This is a genomic window from Pseudoalteromonas tetraodonis, assembly GCF_002310835.1.
In the GTDB taxonomy this organism is placed as follows: Bacteria; Pseudomonadota; Gammaproteobacteria; order Enterobacterales; family Alteromonadaceae; genus Pseudoalteromonas; species Pseudoalteromonas tetraodonis.
Window position 1 is genome coordinate 1733118 of the sequence record NZ_CP011041.1, and the last position, 20483, is coordinate 1753600.

General features: G+C 37.1%; 24 protein-coding genes and 1 pseudogene. 7 read left to right on the plus strand and 18 right to left on the minus strand.

All coding sequences use genetic code 11. The features are described 5' to 3' along the window. Positions 1 to 61: 61 nt before the first annotated feature. The 6 genes from PTET_RS07985 to PTET_RS08010 all read right to left on the minus strand — a co-directional run bounded on the left by PTET_RS07985 (position 62) and on the right by PTET_RS08010 (position 5829). Entirely contained in the window at positions 62 to 1231 is a 1170-nt protein-coding gene (locus PTET_RS07985; RefSeq protein WP_033103442.1) for an endonuclease/exonuclease/phosphatase family protein, read from the minus strand. After that, positions 1231 to 2160 (minus strand): YeiH family protein, encoded by a 930-nt coding sequence (locus PTET_RS07990; RefSeq protein WP_096038432.1) that lies wholly within the window; start codon positions 2158 to 2160, stop codon positions 1231 to 1233. Before PTET_RS07990 ends, PTET_RS07985 begins: the two co-directional genes overlap by 1 nt. A gap of 4 nt (positions 2161 to 2164) precedes the next feature. Further along, the gene (locus PTET_RS07995; RefSeq protein WP_013464944.1) at positions 2165 to 2389 is read right to left on the minus strand and encodes a DUF2798 domain-containing protein; all 225 of its coding nucleotides are present in this window, start codon (positions 2387 to 2389) and stop codon (positions 2165 to 2167) included. A 69-nt stretch (positions 2390 to 2458) separates the two neighbouring features. Beyond that, complete coding sequence (locus PTET_RS08000; protein WP_058154617.1) at positions 2459 to 3604, minus strand: 5-(carboxyamino)imidazole ribonucleotide synthase; 1146 nt, start codon at positions 3602 to 3604, stop codon at positions 2459 to 2461. 2 nt (positions 3605 to 3606) lie between these two features. Beyond that, complete coding sequence (gene purE, locus PTET_RS08005) at positions 3607 to 4089, minus strand: 5-(carboxyamino)imidazole ribonucleotide mutase (protein ID WP_058154619.1); 483 nt, start codon at positions 4087 to 4089, stop codon at positions 3607 to 3609. Positions 4090 to 4242: 153 nt separating this feature from the next. Then, positions 4243 to 5829, minus strand: a complete 1587-nt coding sequence (locus PTET_RS08010; protein ID WP_076916071.1) for an ABC-F family ATPase — start codon at positions 5827 to 5829, stop codon at positions 4243 to 4245. Positions 5830 to 6400: 571 nt separating this feature from the next. Here PTET_RS08010 and PTET_RS08015 point away from each other — a divergent pair. Next, the gene (locus tag PTET_RS08015) at positions 6401 to 7609 is read left to right on the plus strand and encodes a porin (protein ID WP_096038433.1); all 1209 of its coding nucleotides are present in this window, start codon (positions 6401 to 6403) and stop codon (positions 7607 to 7609) included. 95 nt (positions 7610 to 7704) lie between these two features. Here PTET_RS08015 and PTET_RS08020 read toward each other — a convergent pair whose 3' ends face one another. Further along, positions 7705 to 7887 (minus strand): hypothetical protein, encoded by a 183-nt coding sequence (locus tag PTET_RS08020; protein ID WP_013464950.1) that lies wholly within the window; start codon positions 7885 to 7887, stop codon positions 7705 to 7707. Positions 7888 to 7998: 111 nt separating this feature from the next. On the opposite strand from PTET_RS08020, the gene PTET_RS08025 reads away from it, so the two are divergent. Further along, entirely contained in the window at positions 7999 to 8520 is a 522-nt protein-coding gene (locus tag PTET_RS08025; RefSeq protein WP_013464951.1) for a TetR/AcrR family transcriptional regulator, read from the plus strand. Between the two features lie 333 nt (positions 8521 to 8853). Here the strand turns inward: PTET_RS08025 and PTET_RS08030 are convergent, their stop codons facing one another. Together PTET_RS08030 and PTET_RS08035 are read right to left on the minus strand one after the other, a co-directional pair. Next, entirely contained in the window at positions 8854 to 9726 is an 873-nt protein-coding gene (locus tag PTET_RS08030) for an alpha/beta hydrolase (RefSeq protein ID WP_013464952.1), read from the minus strand. Next, positions 9723 to 10232, minus strand: coding sequence for a GNAT family N-acetyltransferase (locus PTET_RS08035; protein WP_013464953.1), 510 nt, complete (start codon positions 10230 to 10232; stop codon positions 9723 to 9725). The genes PTET_RS08030 and PTET_RS08035 overlap by 4 nt, the downstream gene beginning before the upstream one ends. Positions 10233 to 10331: 99 nt before the next feature. Here PTET_RS08035 and PTET_RS08040 point away from each other — a divergent pair, with 99 nt between their 5' ends. Beyond that, positions 10332 to 10535 (plus strand): hypothetical protein, encoded by a 204-nt coding sequence (locus tag PTET_RS08040; RefSeq protein ID WP_013464954.1) that lies wholly within the window; start codon positions 10332 to 10334, stop codon positions 10533 to 10535. Positions 10536 to 10550: 15 nt separating this feature from the next. Here the strand turns inward: PTET_RS08040 and PTET_RS08045 are convergent. From PTET_RS08045 to PTET_RS08055, 3 genes and pseudogenes are all read right to left on the minus strand, one after another. Continuing rightward, positions 10551 to 10922 (minus strand): annotated as a pseudogene (locus tag PTET_RS08045) (GNAT family N-acetyltransferase); the annotation flags it as partial. Positions 10923 to 11038: 116 nt separating this feature from the next. Continuing rightward, the gene (locus PTET_RS08050) at positions 11039 to 11233 is read right to left on the minus strand and encodes a CPXCG motif-containing cysteine-rich protein (RefSeq protein WP_013464956.1); all 195 of its coding nucleotides are present in this window, start codon (positions 11231 to 11233) and stop codon (positions 11039 to 11041) included. 95 nt (positions 11234 to 11328) lie between these two features. After that, positions 11329 to 11928, minus strand: a complete 600-nt coding sequence (locus tag PTET_RS08055) for a MepB family protein (protein WP_013464957.1) — start codon at positions 11926 to 11928, stop codon at positions 11329 to 11331. A gap of 123 nt (positions 11929 to 12051) precedes the next feature. Here PTET_RS08055 and msrA point away from each other — a divergent pair, with 123 nt between their 5' ends. Beyond that, the gene (msrA, locus tag PTET_RS08060) at positions 12052 to 12648 is read left to right on the plus strand and encodes a peptide-methionine (S)-S-oxide reductase MsrA (RefSeq protein ID WP_013464958.1); all 597 of its coding nucleotides are present in this window, start codon (positions 12052 to 12054) and stop codon (positions 12646 to 12648) included. 126 nt (positions 12649 to 12774) lie between these two features. Here the strand turns inward: msrA and PTET_RS08065 are convergent, their stop codons facing one another. Continuing rightward, the gene (locus PTET_RS08065) at positions 12775 to 12957 is read right to left on the minus strand and encodes a hypothetical protein (RefSeq protein WP_013464959.1); all 183 of its coding nucleotides are present in this window, start codon (positions 12955 to 12957) and stop codon (positions 12775 to 12777) included. 394 nt (positions 12958 to 13351) lie between these two features. On the opposite strand from PTET_RS08065, the gene PTET_RS08070 reads away from it, so the two are divergent. The 3 genes from PTET_RS08070 to bktB all read left to right on the plus strand — a co-directional run bounded on the left by PTET_RS08070 (position 13352) and on the right by bktB (position 17299). Beyond that, positions 13352 to 14233, plus strand: a complete 882-nt coding sequence (locus PTET_RS08070; RefSeq protein WP_016900354.1) for a LysR family transcriptional regulator — start codon at positions 13352 to 13354, stop codon at positions 14231 to 14233. A gap of 182 nt (positions 14234 to 14415) precedes the next feature. After that, on the plus strand, positions 14416 to 15873 hold the full coding sequence (locus PTET_RS08075; RefSeq protein ID WP_013464961.1) for an aerolysin family beta-barrel pore-forming toxin: 1458 nt from the start codon (positions 14416 to 14418) through the stop codon (positions 15871 to 15873). 232 nt (positions 15874 to 16105) lie between these two features. Then, a complete protein-coding gene (gene bktB / locus PTET_RS08080) occupies positions 16106 to 17299 on the plus strand; it encodes a beta-ketothiolase BktB (RefSeq protein WP_013464962.1) in 1194 nt (397 codons plus the stop codon). A gap of 239 nt (positions 17300 to 17538) precedes the next feature. Here the strand turns inward: bktB and PTET_RS08085 are convergent, their stop codons facing one another. The 5 genes from PTET_RS08085 to PTET_RS08100 form a co-directional block, all read right to left on the minus strand. Further along, positions 17539 to 17847 carry a DUF6419 family natural product biosynthesis protein gene (locus PTET_RS08085; RefSeq protein WP_016900355.1) on the minus strand — a complete coding sequence of 103 codons (309 nt, stop codon included), beginning with the start codon at positions 17845 to 17847 and terminating at the stop codon, positions 17539 to 17541. A gap of 164 nt (positions 17848 to 18011) precedes the next feature. Beyond that, entirely contained in the window at positions 18012 to 18590 is a 579-nt protein-coding gene (locus PTET_RS08090) for a cold shock domain-containing protein (RefSeq protein ID WP_096038434.1), read from the minus strand. A gap of 115 nt (positions 18591 to 18705) precedes the next feature. Beyond that, on the minus strand, positions 18706 to 18939 hold the full coding sequence (locus tag PTET_RS08095; protein ID WP_008113861.1) for a hypothetical protein: 234 nt from the start codon (positions 18937 to 18939) through the stop codon (positions 18706 to 18708). Positions 18940 to 19041: 102 nt separating this feature from the next. Continuing rightward, entirely contained in the window at positions 19042 to 19167 is a 126-nt protein-coding gene (locus PTET_RS19280; protein WP_255314600.1) for a hypothetical protein, read from the minus strand. 99 nt (positions 19168 to 19266) lie between these two features. Continuing rightward, positions 19267 to 20331 (minus strand): hypothetical protein, encoded by a 1065-nt coding sequence (locus tag PTET_RS08100; protein ID WP_096038435.1) that lies wholly within the window; start codon positions 20329 to 20331, stop codon positions 19267 to 19269. Between the last annotated feature and the right edge of the window lie 152 nt (positions 20332 to 20483).

Below are 20483 nucleotides of genomic sequence, written 5' to 3' on the forward strand. Positions count from 1 at the left end.
GCACCTTTATAATTGCAATTATTTAAGATAAACAACGCTGATATCGGGGTGAGTAACCCGTTTATTCAACCGTTAAATCAAGCCATACCATACGGTGGTCACTTGATGCGTTTCTATCTTTGATTAAACGGTACAATTCGCTTTGTTTTTTCGGCCAAAATACGCCACCATCTTTAATGGTTAGTCCATAATTTGAAGGCAGAACGTAATCAACGCGTGCCTGCCAGTTAGCAGTGTAATTTTTAGCATAAGCTTGTGGGTATTGCTCTTTAGCGCCCTCACTGGTTGGAATAAAACCGGCATTAATCATCGGGCTTTTAAGTAACTGATCTGTTGTATTTGTGCGCTTTTTATCGCCCTCAGGGGCGGCATTTAGGTCACCTAAAATCACAAAGCGTGATTTTGCTGCAAGGCCGCCCTTTTTACCGTTATCGTCATACAGGTAACTTTCGTTATTAACGTAATCAGCAATTAATCTAATTTCATCATGATTACGAATGCCGTTTCTGTCTTCATCACCATCAAACACAGGCGGCGTAGGATGCGAGGCTAACATGTGAACTACTTTATCATTTACTTTTACCGGTATATCCCAAAACGATTTAGAGCTTAAACGTAAAGCATTCCATTCTTCTTCGTTATACCAATTTGTATTGGTTTTTGGATCTACCGGCATTTTCACATTCGGTAAATCTTTGTGCTTAAACGTTTGCAGGGTTCTGATGTTGTCAAAATCAATGGGGTAACGAGACAAAAACGCCATTGCGTAGTGGCCTTCAAAAAATCCAAAACCTTGCGCATCGCCCATCACACCATTTTTTTTGCCATCGTTGTCTAAATCAAACTCTGTGGCTAAGCCTGTGTTAACTGGTGCAATGTAAACATAAGGATAATCGATAGCAGCTTGATCATTTTGCCCTACATTTAAGTAATGGGTTTTAAAGTATTCTATCCCTTGTGATTTAGGGACGTAGTCAAATTCATTTAAAAGCACCACATCTGGACGAACGCGTTGAATTATTTCAGCAATATTTTTAATTTGCTGGTGGTCAGAGCGCAGCGCGTTAACTAAGGCATCGCTTTTTACTTTTTCATTTTTAGCGGTGTAATTGGTTGCATCCATACTGACATTAAACGTTGCGACCCGTAATGACTCTGCGTGAACATAGCTTGCTGAAACCAGTGACAATAAAAAGCCACCAATAATTTTAATACCGAGATCATGTCTCATTATATGAATCCATCTATAATTGATAATAAAATAACACTGCTAACCACGATCCAAAGAATCACAGCCATTAAAAACGGTTTAATTCCTGCTTGCTTTAGTACCGATAACGACAAACCACTGCCAATTAAAAACAGTGTCATCACTAGTATTTGCTTCGCTGCAATGTTTATCAACTCCCAATAAGATGAAAGCGACGGCACATAGCTATTAATTAATGCGGCTAATAAAAAGCCTACAATAAATAATGGAATACTCGCCTTTTCATCTGAGCGCATAAACACACCCGCAAGCGTAGTGTATGGAATAATCCACATAGCACGAGTAAGCTTCACTGTTGTTGCTATGCTCAGTGCCACTGCACCATAAGTAGCCGATGCACCTACCACGCTGCTGGTATCATGAATTGCAAGTGCAGCCCATAATCCAAACTGCTCTTGGGTTAGTTCAAAATAATGCCCAATTGCAGGGAATAATAATAACCCTACACCATTGAGTAAAAATACGATACCCAGCGCCACAGCCACTTCATGATCTTTGGCTTTTATAACCGGTGCCATGGCCGCAATAGCGCTACCACCACAAATAGCGGTTCCAAAGGAAATTAACACGCCTGTGTTACGATTAAGTTTAAACACTTGAGTTAAAATTTCGCCAAGCCCAATTATGGCAGTAATACTGACAATTGTTAACACTAAAGAGGTGCGACCAACCTCAATTACCTGATTAAAATCAACAGCAAACCCCAACCCCACAACCGCCAACTTTAGCATCCATTTACTGGCCTTTTGTGATAACTCAGCAAACGGGTTACCCAAGGTAATCGCAAATAACGCCCCCATAACCAAGGCACTACCAGCGCCGATAAATGGAGTGATGCACAAAGCCAGTAATATTATAAATACAGGTTTATGTAATTTAGCGATAATCATAACGTTAAGCGCGAATGAGTTTATTAGTCAGTTTATGGACAACGGGGGCAACAAATATAACCGTTGGAAAGGCAATACAAAAGGCAAATAACCACGCTTTAAGCCAGATAGATACGATGTTATCGACCATACCAACATTAAATAGAGAAATAACTAACGACATAAAACCTGACATGAAAAGTGCCATAAAAAAGGCAAACACAATAGTACGAAACTTTGGATGGATCATTGAAAAGAACCTTTAGAAGGTAAAGCGATATATTGAAGTTAAGTTCAATTTATCGCTTTGTTTTTTAACTTATAATAGCGATTTGCTGGTAGCTAATACACCGGGGTAATCTTGCTCTGGTAAACACATTGCGAGTTCACCAAGGCGTTCACCTAATTGCTGTAAATTATCAGCAGATACATTAATGTGGCCCATTTTGCGACCAGGTTTTACACTTTTACCGTACCAATGGCTGGTAACATCTGCTGTTTTTAACACATCAGTAGGGATTTGTGCTTGGCCTAATACATTTATCATAGCAGTCGGTTGCTTAAGTTGCGTACTACCTAAAGGTAAGCCGGCAACAGCACGCATATGGTTTTCAAATTGCGAGCAATGAGCACCTTGTTGCGTCCAATGGCCTGAGTTATGAACTCGCGGCGCAATTTCATTAACCAGTAATGTACCTTGCACATCAAAAAACTCAATGGCGAGTACACCCACATAGTTAAGCTCATTCGCAATTCGGGTAAATGCCGTGATTGCTTGTTGTTCTAGTTGGCTATTATTGTTTTTACCTGCAACCGAAAGCGTTAACACACCCTCGGTGTGCTCGTTTTCAGTTAATGGATAAATAGCAACATGGCCGTGTTTATCGCGCGCACCAATAATAGAGACTTCACGTTCAAACGGGATCATTTTTTCTGCAATTATGGTGTGCGGAGCGTGCTCAGTGCCTGATGCAATAAAATCAGCCATTTCAGCCCAAATCTGTTCAATTTGATCGTCTGATTTTAAACGCCATTGGCCTTTACCATCGTAACCCGCTTGGCATGTTTTAATGACTAATGGCTTACCAAGCGTTTGAACCGCGAGTTCAAGATGCGCTTTTTCTGTAATTAATTGATATGGCGCGCATGCGACCGCGGTTTTATCTAGGAGCGCTTTTTCAAGCGCACGGTCGCCACCGGTTTTAATGGCTTGTTTGCCTGGATAAAACTTATTGCTATTACAACACTGTGTAAGTACATCATCTGGAATATGTTCAAACTCGGCCGTAATAGCATCAGCGTTTTCTATCGCTTGTTCGAGCGTTGTTGGGTACACTTCGTTTGTAAGCGGATGTACAATCTTTTTGCTGCCTACATCATAAGCAACCACATTTAAATTAAGCGGTGCACCAGCTAAGCTCATCATTCGTGCTAGCTGCCCTGCCCCTAAAATTAAAATATTCATGATCACTCTGCAGGATTTGGGTTAGCTAAAATAGTCTCAGTTTGTTCTTTACGGAACGCTTCGATTTTTGCGAAGATTTCTGGATTTTGACATCCTAAAATTTGTGCCGCTAATAAACCTGCGTTTGCAGCACCGGGCTCACCAATAGCAAGAGTACCTACCGCAACACCTTTTGGCATTTGGCAAATAGATAACAGAGAGTCTACACCGTTTAGCGCTTTAGATTTAACGGGTACGCCTAAAACTGGCAGAGATGTAAACGCTGCCGCCATTCCCGGTAAGTGCGCCGCGCCACCTGCGCCTGCAATAATAACTTTAATACCGCGTTCTGCGGCTGAACTTGCGTAATCGGCAAGTAATTGAGGAGTGCGGTGGGCAGAAACCACTTTAGTTTCATACTCAATGCCAAATTTTTCTAGCATAAGGGCGGCGTGTTCCATGGTTGGCCAATCTGATTTAGAACCCATAATAATGCCAACAGTCATAAATACTCCTCAGTAATGTATTTTAAAAATAGCGGACTTATGTCCGGTTTTATGGCGGGTATTATATACTTAAATGCTGCACTAATGCGACCAGCAGGCAATAAAAAAGCCATGTTAAACATGGCTTTTTTTAAACAGCGAAACAATCAGCAATTAAGCTTCTTTACTCGCTAAATATTCTGAGTAGTTACCTCTAAAGTCGATAACTTTACCGTCTTTAATTTCCCAAATACGGGTGGCAACTGATGATACAAACTGACGGTCGTGTGACACAAACATCAAGGTACCTTCATACGCTTCAAGTGCTAAGTTAAGCGCTTCAATTGATTCCATATCCATGTGGTTGGTTGGCTCATCCATTAATAAGATATTTGGTTTATGCATCATGATTTTACCAAACAGCATACGACCTTGCTCACCACCAGATATTACTTTTACAGATTTTTTGATATCGTTTTGTGAAAACAACATACGACCCAAGAAGCTACGCACTACTTGCTCATCGTCGCCCTCTTGTTGCCATTGCTCCATCCACTCAAACAAATTCATGTCTTTTTCAAACTCATCGGCATGATCTTGTGCATAGTAGCCAATGTTTGCATTTTCAGACCATTTAAACTCACCGCTTTTAGGCGCTAAACGTCCTGCTAAAGTGTTTAATAATGTTGTTTTACCCACACCATTTTCACCAATAATAGCAATGCGTTCACCTACTTCAACTAGGCCTTCTAATCCTGAGAATAAAGTTTCTTCAAAGCCTTGCGATAAGCTAGTCATTTCTAGTGCGTTACGAAATAACTGCTTTTCTTGTTCAAAACGAATAAAAGGTGTTTGACGTGACGACGCTTTTACTTCGTCTAATTGAATTTTATCAATTCGTTTTGCACGTGAAGTGGCTTGCTTTGCCTTTGATGCGTTGGCAGAAAAACGCGATACAAACTGTTGAAGCTCTGCTATTTGGCTTTTCTTTTTGGCGTTTTCACTTAATAAACGTTCGCGTGCTTGAGTAGCTGCAAACATGTATTCATCGTAGTTACCCGGGTAAATACGTAGTTCACCGTAGTCAATATCGGCCATGTGCGTACATACCGAATTTAAAAAGTGACGATCATGCGAGATGATGATCATGGTACAGTCACGTTGATTCAATACATCTTCAAGCCACTTAATTGTATAAATGTCCAAGTTATTGGTAGGCTCATCGAGCAGCATGATATCAGGGTCTGAAAACAAAACTTGAGCTAGAAGCACACGAAGTTTAAAACCTGGTGCAATTTCTGACATAGGTCCGTAGTGCTGCTCTGTAGCAATACCCACACCTAATAGTAACTCACCCGCTTTAGATTCAGCCGAGTAACCGTCCATTTCAGCAAATTCAGTTTCAAGATCGGCTACTTTCATGCCGTCTTCTTCACTCATTTCAGGTAGGCTATATATACGGTCACGTTCTTGTTTGATATCCCACAATTCTTTATGACCCATAATCACGGTATCAATAACAGAATATTCTTCGTAGGCGAATTGATCTTGGTTTAGTTTAGCAACGCGCTCATTTGGATCAGTACTTACGTTACCCGAAGATGGTTCTAATTCACCACTAAGGATTTTCATAAAGGTCGACTTACCACAACCATTAGCACCAATTAAACCATAACGGTTTGATTCGCCAAATTTAGCTGAGATATTTTCAAATAACGGTTTAGCACCAAATTGCATGGTGATGTTTGCTGTACTAATAATAGCGCTACCCTCCAAGGGAGACTGAAGTATTTAAATTGCGCGCAGTTTAAACCAAATCACCGTTTTTTTCTATGAAAGTTTATAGCACCAAACCCAAAGTACTGGGCGAGTAAATGTGCTAAAAAGGTGAGTAAAACTCATTATTGTACTGTTGATGCAGTAAAAAAATGTTTCATAAAAAAACAACTAGCATAAAACCCTTTATAAATTATTTAATCGCGTTTACAGGCGACTTGGTCGCATTTTACTTTTATTAACAATTAATACGGCTATATTAACGTTTTTTATAGTATTAGAGTTTTAGCTCTACCCATGCCGACAGGCGCAACTATGAAAAAAATTCAACACTCCCTCTCCTACATTTAAGCCTAATGTCTTATTCCAAAATTAAATGGCTGTTTATACGGCTACAAAATAAAAACAGCATTAACTTAAAATGAACAAGCCTCGTGTTTTGTGCTAATTATCATTGATAATTTTTCACTTTTGAGCCTTTTATTGCTTTGCTAGTCTGCACGACTTCGAATTTAGTAATTATAAAAACGTCTTTAATTTAGGCAAGGCACACACAATGAAAAGAAAATTAGTATCGCTAGCAATTGCGGGTATTTTAGCTGCTCCAAGTATTTCAGCAGTAGAAGTGTTTAAGGATGAAAAAAATACAGTCGCAGTAGGCGGATATATTGATGCGCGAGTGATAAATACTCAAGGTCAAAACGAAATCGTCAATGGTGCCTCACGAATTAATTTTGATTTTAAACGCCAACTAAAAAACGGCTGGGAAGCAATGGCTTTAGTTGAATGGGGTGTCAACCCTGTTGGCAGTAGCGATATTGTATACAACAACCGTTTTGAATCTATTCAAGATGAGTTTTTATATAATCGTTTAGGTTATGCAGGACTTAAACACGATAAATACGGCCAAATTACGATTGGTAAACAATGGGGTGCGTGGTTTGATGTTGTGTATGCTACAAACTACAGCTATGTATGGGATGGTAACGCTGCCGGTGTTTACACTTACAACAAAGACGATGGTGCAGTAAATGGTACTGGTCGTGGTGATAAAACACTGCAATACCGTAATAGCTACAACGACTTTGACTTTAGTGTTCAAACTCAGTTAAAAAACAGCGCTTTTTATACTTGTGATGTAAGTAATATTACAGAATCACAATGCCAAGCAAATTTTGAGTCTGGAGATGCTGCTGCACAACAAGTTGAATTTAACTATACGTTTGGCGGTGCAGTAACCTATAACGTGACTGATAAGCTAAAACTGACTGCGGGTATTAACCGCGGCGAGTTTGAATTAACGTATGGCGACGGAACAACCCGCTCTGTTGACGATTTAATTTATGGTGCAGGTGTTATTTGGGGCAATATTGATGCGCCAGGCTTGTATGTAGCCGCTAATATCAACAAAAACGAAAACCACGATACAGATAACATAGGTCGTTTAATTAAAGATGCGATTGGTATTGAAACATTTGTGTCGTATCGCTTTGATAACGATTTTAGACCATTTATTGCCTATAACTTATTTGATGCAGGTGATGACTACGTAATTCAACCAAACTTTAATGCCGATCCTAACGATGTATTTAAGCGTCAGTTTGCAGTTATTGGTGTGCATTACTTAATTGACCAAGACACACAACTTTATGTAGAAGCACGTAAAGACTTTGGTGATTTTGAAAGTAATAATAAACAGCAGCAAGCGCTAATGGAGCAATCTGAAGATGACGGTATTGCTTTTGGTTTTAGATACGTTCTTTAATATCAGTTGAGCTTTCAAGCTTAAAATCACAAAGCTAAACTTAAAGCCCTGCAAAATAGCAGGGCTTTTTTCGATTTGTTTAGTTGAAGCTTGAGCTATTTTTTCTTAAATGCTTTTTTTAACGCACGCGTCCCCTCTGTTGGCCCTAGAATAAGCCATAAAAAAGCAACCCCTCCTGGGACTAAAACTACTTTTAATATTGGCCCTAGCAAATAAGAATAAAAATAAATTAGTGGAATAAAAAGTACATAACCAATAACACGTTTGATAAACTTCATGTAACATCCTTATAAAAATGAGCGCGCTCACAATATTAATTGAGCGCGCTCAATTAATCAAATAATGATTTAGCCCTTTTATTTAACAAACAAGTAAAGCATTGAAATATAATGAGTAAAAAAGAAAAGACACGCGATAAAATTTTAGCTTCAGCATGGGAATTATTTTTGCTGCAAGGTTACGATCACACATCAACAAGAGAAATAGCGGTTGCAGCCAATGTTGCTGTAGGTACAGTGTTTAGTCATTTTGAAAATAAAATTGATTTATTGATGGCCGGTATGCAACAACAAATAGCCGTTATTATTAACCAAGCAAAGCAGTTAGATACGCAGCACTCCCCTCGCTTAAAGTTACGTCATTACGCTCATCCGCTTTATTCTTTTTATTGTGAAAATAGTGAATTTAGTAAGCTATTAATTAGCGACATCATTTGGAGAACGTCTTTTTTTAAAGCGCAGATGGATGAATTTAAACAACTGCTTTTTAGTGAACAAACGAAGTTTGATGAAACAAAAGCAAGCGTAATGATGGACTGTTATTTTATGACCTTAATCGATGGGTTAAACGATCCCTTACCAAATGCTGAAAATATGCTTAGACAGTTAAGTAATAAAATAGCGCTTTTGTAATTAAGTCCTAAACGTATAGATCGGTGCTGATATAAATAAAGCACCGCCCACCTTTTTTGTTATTTAAATTCTTTATTTAACGATCCAGATAGCCAAACTCAATAAGCGTTATAAACCCACCACTCCACTTATGAGTAAATCGATAATTTATATTACGCCATTGCTAAGATTACATTTAAACACAATTAAGTATGATGTGTTCTTGCATGTGTTACCTTACATCCACCAGCCATTTACACCATAAAATAATTTATAGCAAAACGGCTTAACTGTACATATATACAGTTAAGCCGTTTTGCTAGTACTACTCTTAATTAAAGTTTAACAATATTATTAATTAATAAATTCATCATAGGCCATTAAAGCCCCCGTAATACTCAATGCTGGATTATCATTATGCTTTGCATCAGGGTTTACTTTACTGCCCCACACTAACCAGTTACTAGTATGGCTTACTAAACTTTGCTCCAAGTTATTATACGCCTCAAGCATTAATTTATGCTCAGCCCCGCCAACAGTAAAATATAATAAGGCGGGTCTATAGTAGCTCTGTGTTTTAACTTGTAAAAAGCTATTAAAATGATTTACTACGGTCATATCGTCATACCAAGCCGCAGGGCTAAATGCAAAGTAACCATTAAATAGCATTGGTTTGGTATGCAGCGTATATAAAGTAAAACTGCCCCCTGCCGAAAATCCCGTTAATATACGGTTTTCAGTTAACCTGTAGTTAGCCTCTAAATAAGTAAGTAGCTCTTGCTCTATAAAAGCTAAAAACAAATCAGCTTTACCAAAAATTTCTGGCGAAGTTTCATGTTTAGGTCGAGGATTTGTATTTACGTCCTTCCTTGCATAAGGTGGTACAAGATCACGATTTCGGGTATCAGTAAAAAACTGATTAGGTATAGCAACTAAAATAGCCTCATTTAATATACTTTCAGGATTTAATGCTTTTAGCGCTTTATCCCAATTAGCTAAATTAAAATTACCATCTGTTTTTATAATAAGTGGATACGCTTTATTTTTATCAAAATCATCGGGGAACCTTATAAATACCTTACGAGACTCATTAAGCACTTTCGAATCTAAGGTTACATCAACAAAGTCTGAAACATTATTTTGATAATAACTAAACCCAGTTATTGCAAACCCAAATACACTAACAGCAAGCAACACATTTAAAATAATCGCTTTTTTAATTCTCATGCGTCACCCATTTTAGTTAATTGCTTATGCCATACACCGTTATTAAGTTGCTGCTTAAATACAAAGCCAAGTTTAGTAAGCAAGTTATAACAGCGTACGTTTTTACCATGAATTTCTGCATATAAGTGCTCAATGTTTATAGAGCTATGCACTTCACTGACAAAGCCTTTAAGTACTTCTTGCATTAAGCCTTGCTGCCAATAAAAAGGATCGAGTTCGAAGCCCAAATAAGCACTTTGGGTTTGGCTATTTATGTTATATAAACCACAGGTACCAATTAGGTCACCAGATATATTATGTTCAATCGCAAGCCGAACACCTTCACCTTGGTAATAACTCGAGATATCATCTTGAATTAACTGCTTAATATGCTGTTTATTTAGCGGGGTTTTATAATCGTTAAACTCATAAACGAGTGGATTATTTAAAATTGTTAATAGCGCTGCGCCGTGTTTGTGGGTAATTAAACGTAAGGTAACGCGGGGTAATTTTATAGTTTTAAACATGCCTACGCCAAATAAAGTAAACGCGCTTTAAATAGCACTTTATAGAGCGTCATTATTAACTTACCATACCGTATTCACAAGCATTAATTGAGATAAACTATGAGTGACAATTTTAAAGTAATACAACCAACTACTACTGTTTACTGCCCAAAACGTGGTGAAGGTTGGACCCTTACCGGCATTACTAATATTAACGAGTTTACGTCGGTTATGTTTGATGGTGTGCGTTACACCTTACCAGCGAGAGAAATTGTAGAGCAGTTGCTGCCTAACCAATTAGCGCGTGAACAGCAAAATAGCTAAATTAAACAAAATTTATCACTTAACCATATGTACACAGTTTTCTGGTAATGGGCTTAAGTCATGATTTTCTGGGGTATTAGCAGCAACTTTAAAGCCTAGCTTTTTATAAGCCGATACTGCTGCTAGGTTGTATTTATAAATAAACAATGAGCAATCATTAACATTTAAGTTTAATTGCCCATGTTTACATAATGCTTTAATTAGGGTGGCTGCAATTCCCTCCCCCCTTCGTATAGGGTTTACTATTAAACGCGCCAAATGACATTTGTTTTTTTGTTGATAATATTGCCCAAAAGCGAGTAATACGTTTTGTTGTCCAACCAATACAAAAGAAGTCGAGACATCAAGGTTTAAGTTTTCAATAAAAGTCTGCGCCGTAAATGGGTACCTAAAGTAAGGGCCAGCCCATTAAGTTATGTCATGTTGATCATTAAACCAACTCATTAGCTCGATAATATGCGTATTATTAAGTGGTTGTAATGTCATTCGCCTTGTTGATTCCTTCAAAACGCATCATCTTCGCTATACACATTTACGCCAAGCTCGTCTTCATCATCAAACACCACAAACGTAATGGGCTTACAGCATACTTGACAATCTTCTATGTATTGCTCATCAATATCAGCCACATCAATTAATACTTCTATGGTTTCACCGCAGTAAGGACAACTAATTGACTTTTCGGTTAACTGGTTCATGATTTCCCCTTTCAAATTTACATAAGGTTATAATTTCACTTTAGTAAACAACCCTATATAAAACAATGCTCGTAAAGTGACTTAATAATTCAAATTTAAACAGCGTTAGCTAAAATATTGTTTAACTTAATTAAATCAACTAAGCCATGTTGGTTCTGATTTAAAAAATAATCGCATTGCCAACGCTGAGTAACTTTAGCAGAATTACTAAATGCGCCAGTCCCTTTTAATGCCCTACTTTCGCTCCAAGGCGGAAATACTCTAAAAGCCGTTTTACCTTTATGGTTTCTACCTGTGACGATGCCTTTTTTAACTAACAACTCAACTGGAAATAAAAAGAAACCTTTTTGTATATTTGCTACTTGGTTATTAATAGTGGTTAATCCATCACTTGAAACCGCTACTAATAAATAGTCAAACTCATTGGCAAATGGAATTGGTTTAAAATTACTCAAATCCGCTGGGCGTTTCCATAGTGCTAAAAAAGCGCCAGGTCTGTCGGGTGTAATTTTAGCTTTTCTGTAAATTATACGTTTTTGGTTTAAAGTAAATGCATAGCCATGGTATTGGGCATTTTGATTATGAGGTATCAACTCATCAGCGTTTGGTAGTTTATACCCTGAGGGAGCAAAGTTGTTTTGTAAAATGATTAATAATTCATCATGCAAATGATCATTCGTCATTAAACTTTTCATATCTCGCATCCGTTTTATATAAAGTTAGTTCAAACCCTTAAGCAACTTTGTAATGAAAGAGTTTTTAAAGTTAGCGGGTCTTACTATACAAGTATTTATACATAACTAAAGGTGAACATTTTTATGAAACACACATTAGCGCTAGCATTGACCTCTATGGGGATTTTGTTTAGCTCATTAACATACGCTAAAACCGAACAAGCTATTTTAGCCGGTGGCTGTTTTTGGTGTATAGAAAGTGACTTTGAAAAACTCGAAGGTGTAACCGATGTGATCTCAGGGTTTACTGGTGGTGAACTTAAAAATCCAACCTACAATGGTAATCACCAAGGCCACTACGAAGCTGTTCTGGTTACCTACAACACTAATGTATTAAGCTATCAAGATATTTTAAACCATTACTGGGTGAATATTGATCCTTTTGACGCAAAAGGTCAGTTTTGTGATAAAGGCCCAAGCTACCGTAGTGCGATTTTTGTTGCTAATGAGCAACAGCGACAATTAGCTAAGCAATCTAAACAAGCCGTTATGAATGAGTTTACTAACCAAACAGTAGTAACCCCTATTCTCGATGCTAAAACCTTTTACCCTATAAAGGGCGATGAAAGTTATCACCAAGATTACTACAAAAATAATCCTATTCGTTATAACACCTATCGCTGGCGTTGTGGCCGTGATAGTCGCCTAGAAGACATTTGGGGCGATCGAGTTACCCACTGAGTTTAAAAAACCAAAAGGCTGCAAAAAATGCAGCCTTTCTAATATTTAAGCAAAGTAATAGCAGACTAATTATTTATTCTATTCTCAAAGCTGCAGGCCCACTTAAAAATTCATTTTTTAAGACGGTTAAATAGGCTTCCTATCATGGTGATTTCTTTTTATAGGAAATACCTTAAACCAAAATGCCATTTCAAAAACAAAGCCCGCAATAATAAAAATAAATAAGCCGGTAGTGCTACCGTATGAATAACATGAAATAGCGGCAATAATTAATGCAGCTAAAATCAACCATTTTATAAACACATTCATCTTTAATACCTTCGGTTCTGTTGATTTATCGTGGCAAATTCCATTTAGGTAATCAGATCCTATGCATCATGATTATTCACCAAAAAAGTGTGTCTAGCGTAATTACTCGTTTATTGTTTGTCTATTAAAACGTATCGTAAAATGTTACGCATTGTTTCTACTGAGTTTTTATTTTAAAAAACGCGTTATTTGCAGAATCTTTAATTACTAATACCTCAAGTAAGTACACCTTCGCTCACAATAATTTATTAAATATTCTAATACAAAGGTAAATTTCTTGTTGCCACAAAAGGGACTAATGAGTACTTTAATTAAATAATTAGTTTTATAACTTTAACTAATTATTAAGTACTAAATACAATTTCATGTCTTAAATTAATACAGGAGATTTACCTTGCTTGATATCATAGCGCTTTTTATAAAAGTAAATCATTACAAAACATTTAATGAAGCGTCAGTAAAGTTAAATATTCCTTTACCCACTTTACAAAGAAAAATAAAAAAACTTGAAGAAGACTTATCGTTAGCGTTGTTTTATCGTGAAAAAGGAAGTTTGCGATTAACAGAACCTGGAAAGAGTTTTTATAGCCACTGCCTAGCCCATGTAGAAGGTTTACAAACTACGCTGTGCAATTTTAAGAATTTCAGTGAAAATAAAGTGAGTAAAATTAAACTAATAGCGCCGCAAAACTTTATAAAGAGTGTGTACTTCTCAGGCGTTATAAATCAATTCACATTACTTTATCCAAATATTAAGATTCATATGATGCTATCGGATGAACGCCTTGATTTAAAAGCCACCGAGTTTGATTTAGCCATTAGAATTGGAAAACTAGATAGCTCACAAAATATATGTAAAGTCATTAACCAAATGAGTTTTGCTTTAGCTTGTTCATCGAGTTTAATTGAGCAATATGGCATACCAAGTAATTTTGACGATTTAGCTAAACTACCCCACATATCGTGCTCGCCATTCGAAAACTGGTCCTTTAAAACAAATAAAAATGAACAGGTAATTTTTAAACCTCAACCTAACTTTATTTCTAACGATATAGAAATGTGTGCCTTAGCTGCTATTGAAGGAAGAGGTGTATATTATGGCCCTAAATATTGTTTATTACCGCATATAAAAGACGAAAGCTTAGTTGAAGTATTAACTCAGTTCAAACCCATAAAGCGAGATGTAAACCTTTTATGGCCTGATAAATTAATTCCAAAAAGCACACGCTATTTAATTGATTTTTTAGAGCACTCTCTCAAAGGAATCAAAATGTAGCTACCGCAGCATTAATAATTTAATTAATTTTTGTAATGTTTAAGCAACTAATATTTTTGAAAAATCAACTTTCATATAACACTCTATAAAAATAAAGCGAGTTCTTTAGAATCAAAATTGGTCCAAAATTAGATTATTTAATTAGGACCTCATTTAAATATAATTTTAAAGGATGTAACTTAATGAAAAAAATATTACCCCTATTGCTGTTGTCGCATACAAGTTTTGTAAGTGCTAATACAACTGCAATTTATCCAGATCAACTTAAAAATGAAAGCTTAGGTGCTGGAGTTTGCTCAGCTGATAATAGACTAATTACAAAGGCTGAAGCGCAAACCTACAGAAATGAACTTACTAACAAAATGGGTAAGTGGCAAATAACGGGATTAGCTAATGGCTGGGTTATTATGGGTTCTGGCTACGCAGGTGAAATAAAACAAGGGACTGCTGCAAATTCTTGGTGCTACCCTAACGATCCTATTAATGAGATCCCTACATTAAGTCCCGTAAAAGTATCGCCAGGCAGTCAAAGCCAAATTGAATGGGACTTAGTAAATCAAAAAGAGGTGTTTATAAAACCCCTTTCATACCTTGCTCATACAATGGGATTTGCGTGGGTTGGTGGCAATCGCTCAAGCTATGTTGGTGATGACATGGAGGTATCTAAAGCGGGCTCAGGATGGAAAATACAAGGTTACAACGGTGGCAGTTGTGATGGTTATCGATGTGATGAAAAGTCAGCTATTACCGTATCTAACTTTCAATATGTGATGGATAACGAGTCATATAAAATAACAGGTGATATTGTTGCTGCCGACAAAGAACTAATAAAAACGTTAACAGTCCCTGCAGTGAATGACACGTCAGCAGCTCAAATGTCAGTGGTTACAATTGAATACGATGCGGCAACCAACTGGTCTAAAACCAATGATTACAGTATTTCTGAGTCTGTTACATTATCTAATACATGGAAGTCTCCCTCTGTTACTGGCGGATCAGACACTTCGTTATCAGTCACAATCGCAGCGGAGCAAGCATGGGGAACAAGTAATGGCGGCTCAGAAGCTGAGCGAGTAGTTGTACAGGCAAGAACCAATGTACCAGCATACACACAGCTTAATGCAAAGGTCGATTTGTTTAAATCATCAATATCGTATCCTTATGCATTCGATGCTGATATTACCTATGATCTATCTATAAATGGCTTTATGCGATGGGGAGGCAATGCTTTATTAACCCACCCAGAAAACAGACCTAACGACACTGCTAATTTTGTAATTGGCCGTTGGGCAGGTCAAGATAAAAGCATTGAGTATCAATGGGAACACCGCTATATACCAGGTGAGAATAAAAAATGGGATTGGCCTTGGATGATACAACAAACAAGCTTATCAACAATGCAATACTATTTAAGCCATGTTTTAAGACCTAAAAAAACAACCCTAACAGGCCACTTTTATGCACAAAGCCAATTTGCGGGCAGTGTTTACTTTGGTGACGAAACCCCAATTGTCACTAACCAAAGAAGTAAGCGAAGTGTTTCATCTAGTGAGTACTCTAGTGCAGAAAAGTTAAAAAAAGAGTTTGAAGATGCGGGTTTTAAAAATGTTGTTGTTAATATTGAAATGATTGATTTATAAACACCTGTGGGCTCTCATAATGAGAGCCCTATTTCATAAATTTAAACAAAAATATTATTACTACTCACCTACTTTACTATTCCCTTTATTAAAATACATATACAGCTGAACCAACCTCGCCTTTAGTTTATTGAGAAATTATGCTTTGATGCATTAATAAAACTATTAATCGCATTAGTCTATTAAACATACACCAGCACAAAGTGATTATAAAAATAATAAGAGAACAACAATGGCACAAAATACAAACAACAGCGTAGTAATACTCAGTGCGGTTCGTACCGCTATCGGCAGCTTTGGTGGCAGCCTCAAAGATTTTAGCCCAGCTGAGCTTGGCACTTTGTGCGCAAAAGAAGCCCTAAATCGGTCTAAACTATCTCCTAACCAAGTAGGTTCATGTGTGGTAGGCAAAGTTATTCATAACGGCCCTAAAGACGCATACCTTTCAAGAGTCATTGGTCTCGATGCTGGGTTGCCTATAAGCAGCCACGCTGTAACGCTTAATCGCTTATGTGGTTCAGGGCTTGAAGCAATCATACAAGCGGCACAACAAATTCAATTAGGTGATGTAGATGCAGCCATTGCTGGCGGAGCAGAAAGCATGAGTAGCTCTGCCTATACCCTTGAAAGTAACCGCTGGGGGCAAAAAATGGGCAATAGCACTATGGTCGATGAGCTCACCACGACCTTACAAGACCCATGGGATAATAACCCGATGGGAATAACTGCTGAAAACATCGCAGAAAAATATTCAATTAGCCGTCAGCAGCAAGACGAGTACGCAGCAAAAAGCCATCATAAAGCCGCAAAAGCGATTGCTGCAGGTCATTTTAAACAGCAGATTGTGCCTATCGAGATTAAATCACGTAAAGGCACGAACGTTTTTGACACCGACGAACACGTTCGCGCCGATACCACAGCCGATAAACTTGCCACTTTAAAGCCCTACTTTAAAAAAGATGGCACCGTTACCGCAGCAAGCTCATCCGGTATAAACGATGGTGCAGCCATGTTGGTACTTATGTCAGAGCAAAAAGCCAATGAACAAGGCTTAAAACCGCTGGCTCGTTTAGTGGGTTATGCCAGAGCAGGCGTTGATCCTACTTTAATGGGTATCGGCCCTATTCCTGCAGTACAACAGGTATTTGAAAAAACCGGCTTAACCATTGACGATATGGATGTAATTGAGTCTAACGAGGCCTTTGCAGTACAAGCTCTGTGCGTTGCAAACGAGTTAAATTTCCCTGCCCATAAAGTAAACCCGAATGGCGGCGCCATTGCGTTAGGGCACCCTGTAGGCGCAACAGGTGCAATTTTATCAACTAAATGCTTGTACGAACTCAAACGAATTAATGGCAAGTTTGGGTTAGTCACAATGTGTATTGGCGGCGGGCAAGGCATTGCAGCCATTTTTGAAGCGCTTTGATTCTAAGTTCATAACAACTATTTAATATCACATTAGGTTTAAACATAAAGGCTTTATACACAAGGAGTACTAAGAGACGCTTTGCTTTTAGAGGAAATAAAAACGTGGAAGTTATATTCTTTCGTACTCCCCCTCTTGAGTTTCTCTTTGTGAAAATCGATTTTAAGGCTTTTTTCACTTAGGGAGATAAAAGTTGCGTCAACTTATAGGTTAACTATCAAACATGAAAAAACTCTCGTCTACAAAACGTGTTTTATAGTTAACTTTCTTACGCCTACTAAAACACCACCAAATGAGATTAAAAATAATATTGGCAAAAACAGTAATGTTTCTGTGTTTTCTATATTTATAGCTGGGCTGCCAATAACCGCAAGCGTATTAATTAACAGCAGTATCAAACTTGATTGCAGGTAGCCCTTGTATCCAATAGCCCCAGCAAATAAAAGCATAATAAATGATCCTGATATTGCAGGCGTAAAAGGTGCGGCTGCGAGTAACATGCAAACAAACGAAAATATAACAGCACAATCAATTATTATTTTAAACATAACATCCTCCATGGTGTTTAACAGTTAATTCAATATAGCTTAATTTAAAGCACCTTATCGTGCCTTTATTCCACCAGCTATTTATAGCTGTATTATCAAAAATCGTATTCCACCTAACAGGCTTCAACAAAATTTTTGGTTTATTAATAACCCCAATATAAAAACTACTTATTCCCAAACTGCCGTTCACAAGGCTCACCATCTCTATCACCGTCCATTTTGGTATTGGGGCAATGTTGAATAAAAAATAACGCCTCTGCATAGGAGGTCATTTGGCTACAATGTTGGCGGCCATCACAACGAAATGTTGGTGGTGTTTTAGTAGGTGAGTTTGAACTAGCGGGCATAAATGACTCTAAATTAGCATTAGTCACTACAGGTGTTTGCTTGGTATTTAAATAACCGGTTTTATACACACTAAAACCAATACTAAAAATAATACCAAGCGTTATAAGTTTCATTAATGGTGAGTTTTTACGTGCGGTTTTACTTATTCTAACCGGCCTTGTTGAAGTGTTTATGTGTGGTTGTGCTAATACGCCCTCAATACGGCAATTTACAGCTTTAGTTTTACCGTTGGGATCAGTTGCTACCTCAAAGTAAATAATGTCGCCCACTTTAGGTTTACGGCTCATGTGTTTGAGCGATGATATATGTATAAAGGTATCGTGTTGCAGTGTGGTTGATTTAATAAAGCCAAAGCCTTTATCGTCATTCCACGATTTTAATAATCCTTTGTTCATCCTTAAGTCGTCCATTTCATTATTTTTAATTTCACAGCCATTTTAAAAAGAGGCTTAAAACCAAGCAAACCTTGGTGAGCCCACCTAACAACCGCAATTTCACATGTTAACTAACTCATTTTGCAAAAAAGCGTATTTTTGCTTCTTTTAATGTGCTTAAAAATACAGAAAACGCACAAATTCCGCCCCCCATAAACGCAATTTGAAAGCTTGATAGTGACGAGAAACTAAATTGCTGAGAATACATGTACTGCCCAAATAACTGTGCAAAGGTAGCCACACCTAAAATAATTAACAATGGGCACACAACTAGCGTAAACCAAAACCAAATACGTTTAATACCTTTCATAATTAATACCTTTCATAATTAATACCTTTCATAAATAACCCTTTTCCTTAATTTAACTCAGAGATTAATTAGCTTGTGAGTCACCAGCATTTTAAAAGCAGCTTATAAGGCTGCCACATGAGTTTGATGTCTGAAGTCAAGATTTGACCCCATTTGGTTTTTACCATTAAGTTTTTTACCTGATTGAAGTGCCTTAACTGCATCTTCGAAGTTGAATTGATTTGTCATGTGTCATTCCTATTTTTATCAGTTTACTGAAATGACACAGATCTTTGAACACTACCAAGCGAATAGCCCGCAAGTTTTTTATCCCTGTTGAATTGCTTGTTATATTTTCATTGAGTGATTTGAAATGAATTCATAAAATCTAATCAGCTCATTTCCTTTAAAGTTCTTATCAAATACAAGGTCATAACTAGACACAAGGTCAGCTATTGATTTAGCTAATTCTAATTTTGAAGGCAAACGCCCAAGGTCTTCATTTAACCTTTTATAGAGGGTGTTTTTAGTCGACTGTGGATTAGTCAGTGCTTTTCTTACCTTATCCTCATTATGCCCAAATTCTATAAGTGACTCATATAGTAGTTCTTTGGGGTAAGCTTCTTCTAAGTCATAGCTAAAAGCAAAAATATCATTTTTTTCTAACAAATTATTACTCACATGATCCTTCATACCCCAAAGGTTCATTTCATTTAATTTATTTGGATTTCCATCTACGTCAACTTGAATAATTACTTTATAACCTTTAGATTTAAACTCATTCATTAGCAGTCTAATTACACTATATTTCTTACTACTTTCTCCACCATAACTCTTAACTTCAACCTTATCTAAATGAAAAGATGAATGAGCTTTTAACCTTTTAACAAACTCTAACTCTGATTCGCCCTCTACCAATAACATAATTCTTTTAGAGGATAAAAAATCAATCTCTTGCATAATAGAACAAGCTTTATCAAGGTTTCCTCTTGTTTCAGAAACCATGCCTATTAAATTTGCCCCTATAGTTCCATCGTATAAATCGGGTATAAAATTCGCTATTTGAAACGATCCTATAAATGACTCTGAATCAATACAATACTGAGTTAGATAGTAAAGTACATCTAAGAACTTCTCTTTGTGTCCAGTAGACAATTTATTGTAATCATCATTACTAAGTGATGAGATCCCTGTAATGAATGAACTAACTACACCACATTTAACTTCTTCAAATAAGTCAGGATAAAACAGGCGTTTCTTCGTATATTTACAATAATCATTTCTACCGCATTTTATGCAGTCAAAATATGGGACCCATTCATCTATTAACAATGGTGCAATATCATTCAAAGTTTTTTCTGCATCAATGTACTTTCTACTCAAGTCGTCAAATGACTTATAGCTAACTTCCATAATACCCTCGTAGAAAATATAACAGCTTATTGAACACCACTTTGGGGGTTTATAACACCCAAAACGGCGTATATTAAATTGCTCAATAATTCCACTAAATAACCTCAATGTAAACAAGTTATAAAACACTCGTTGTTAAAATACACCAAAAC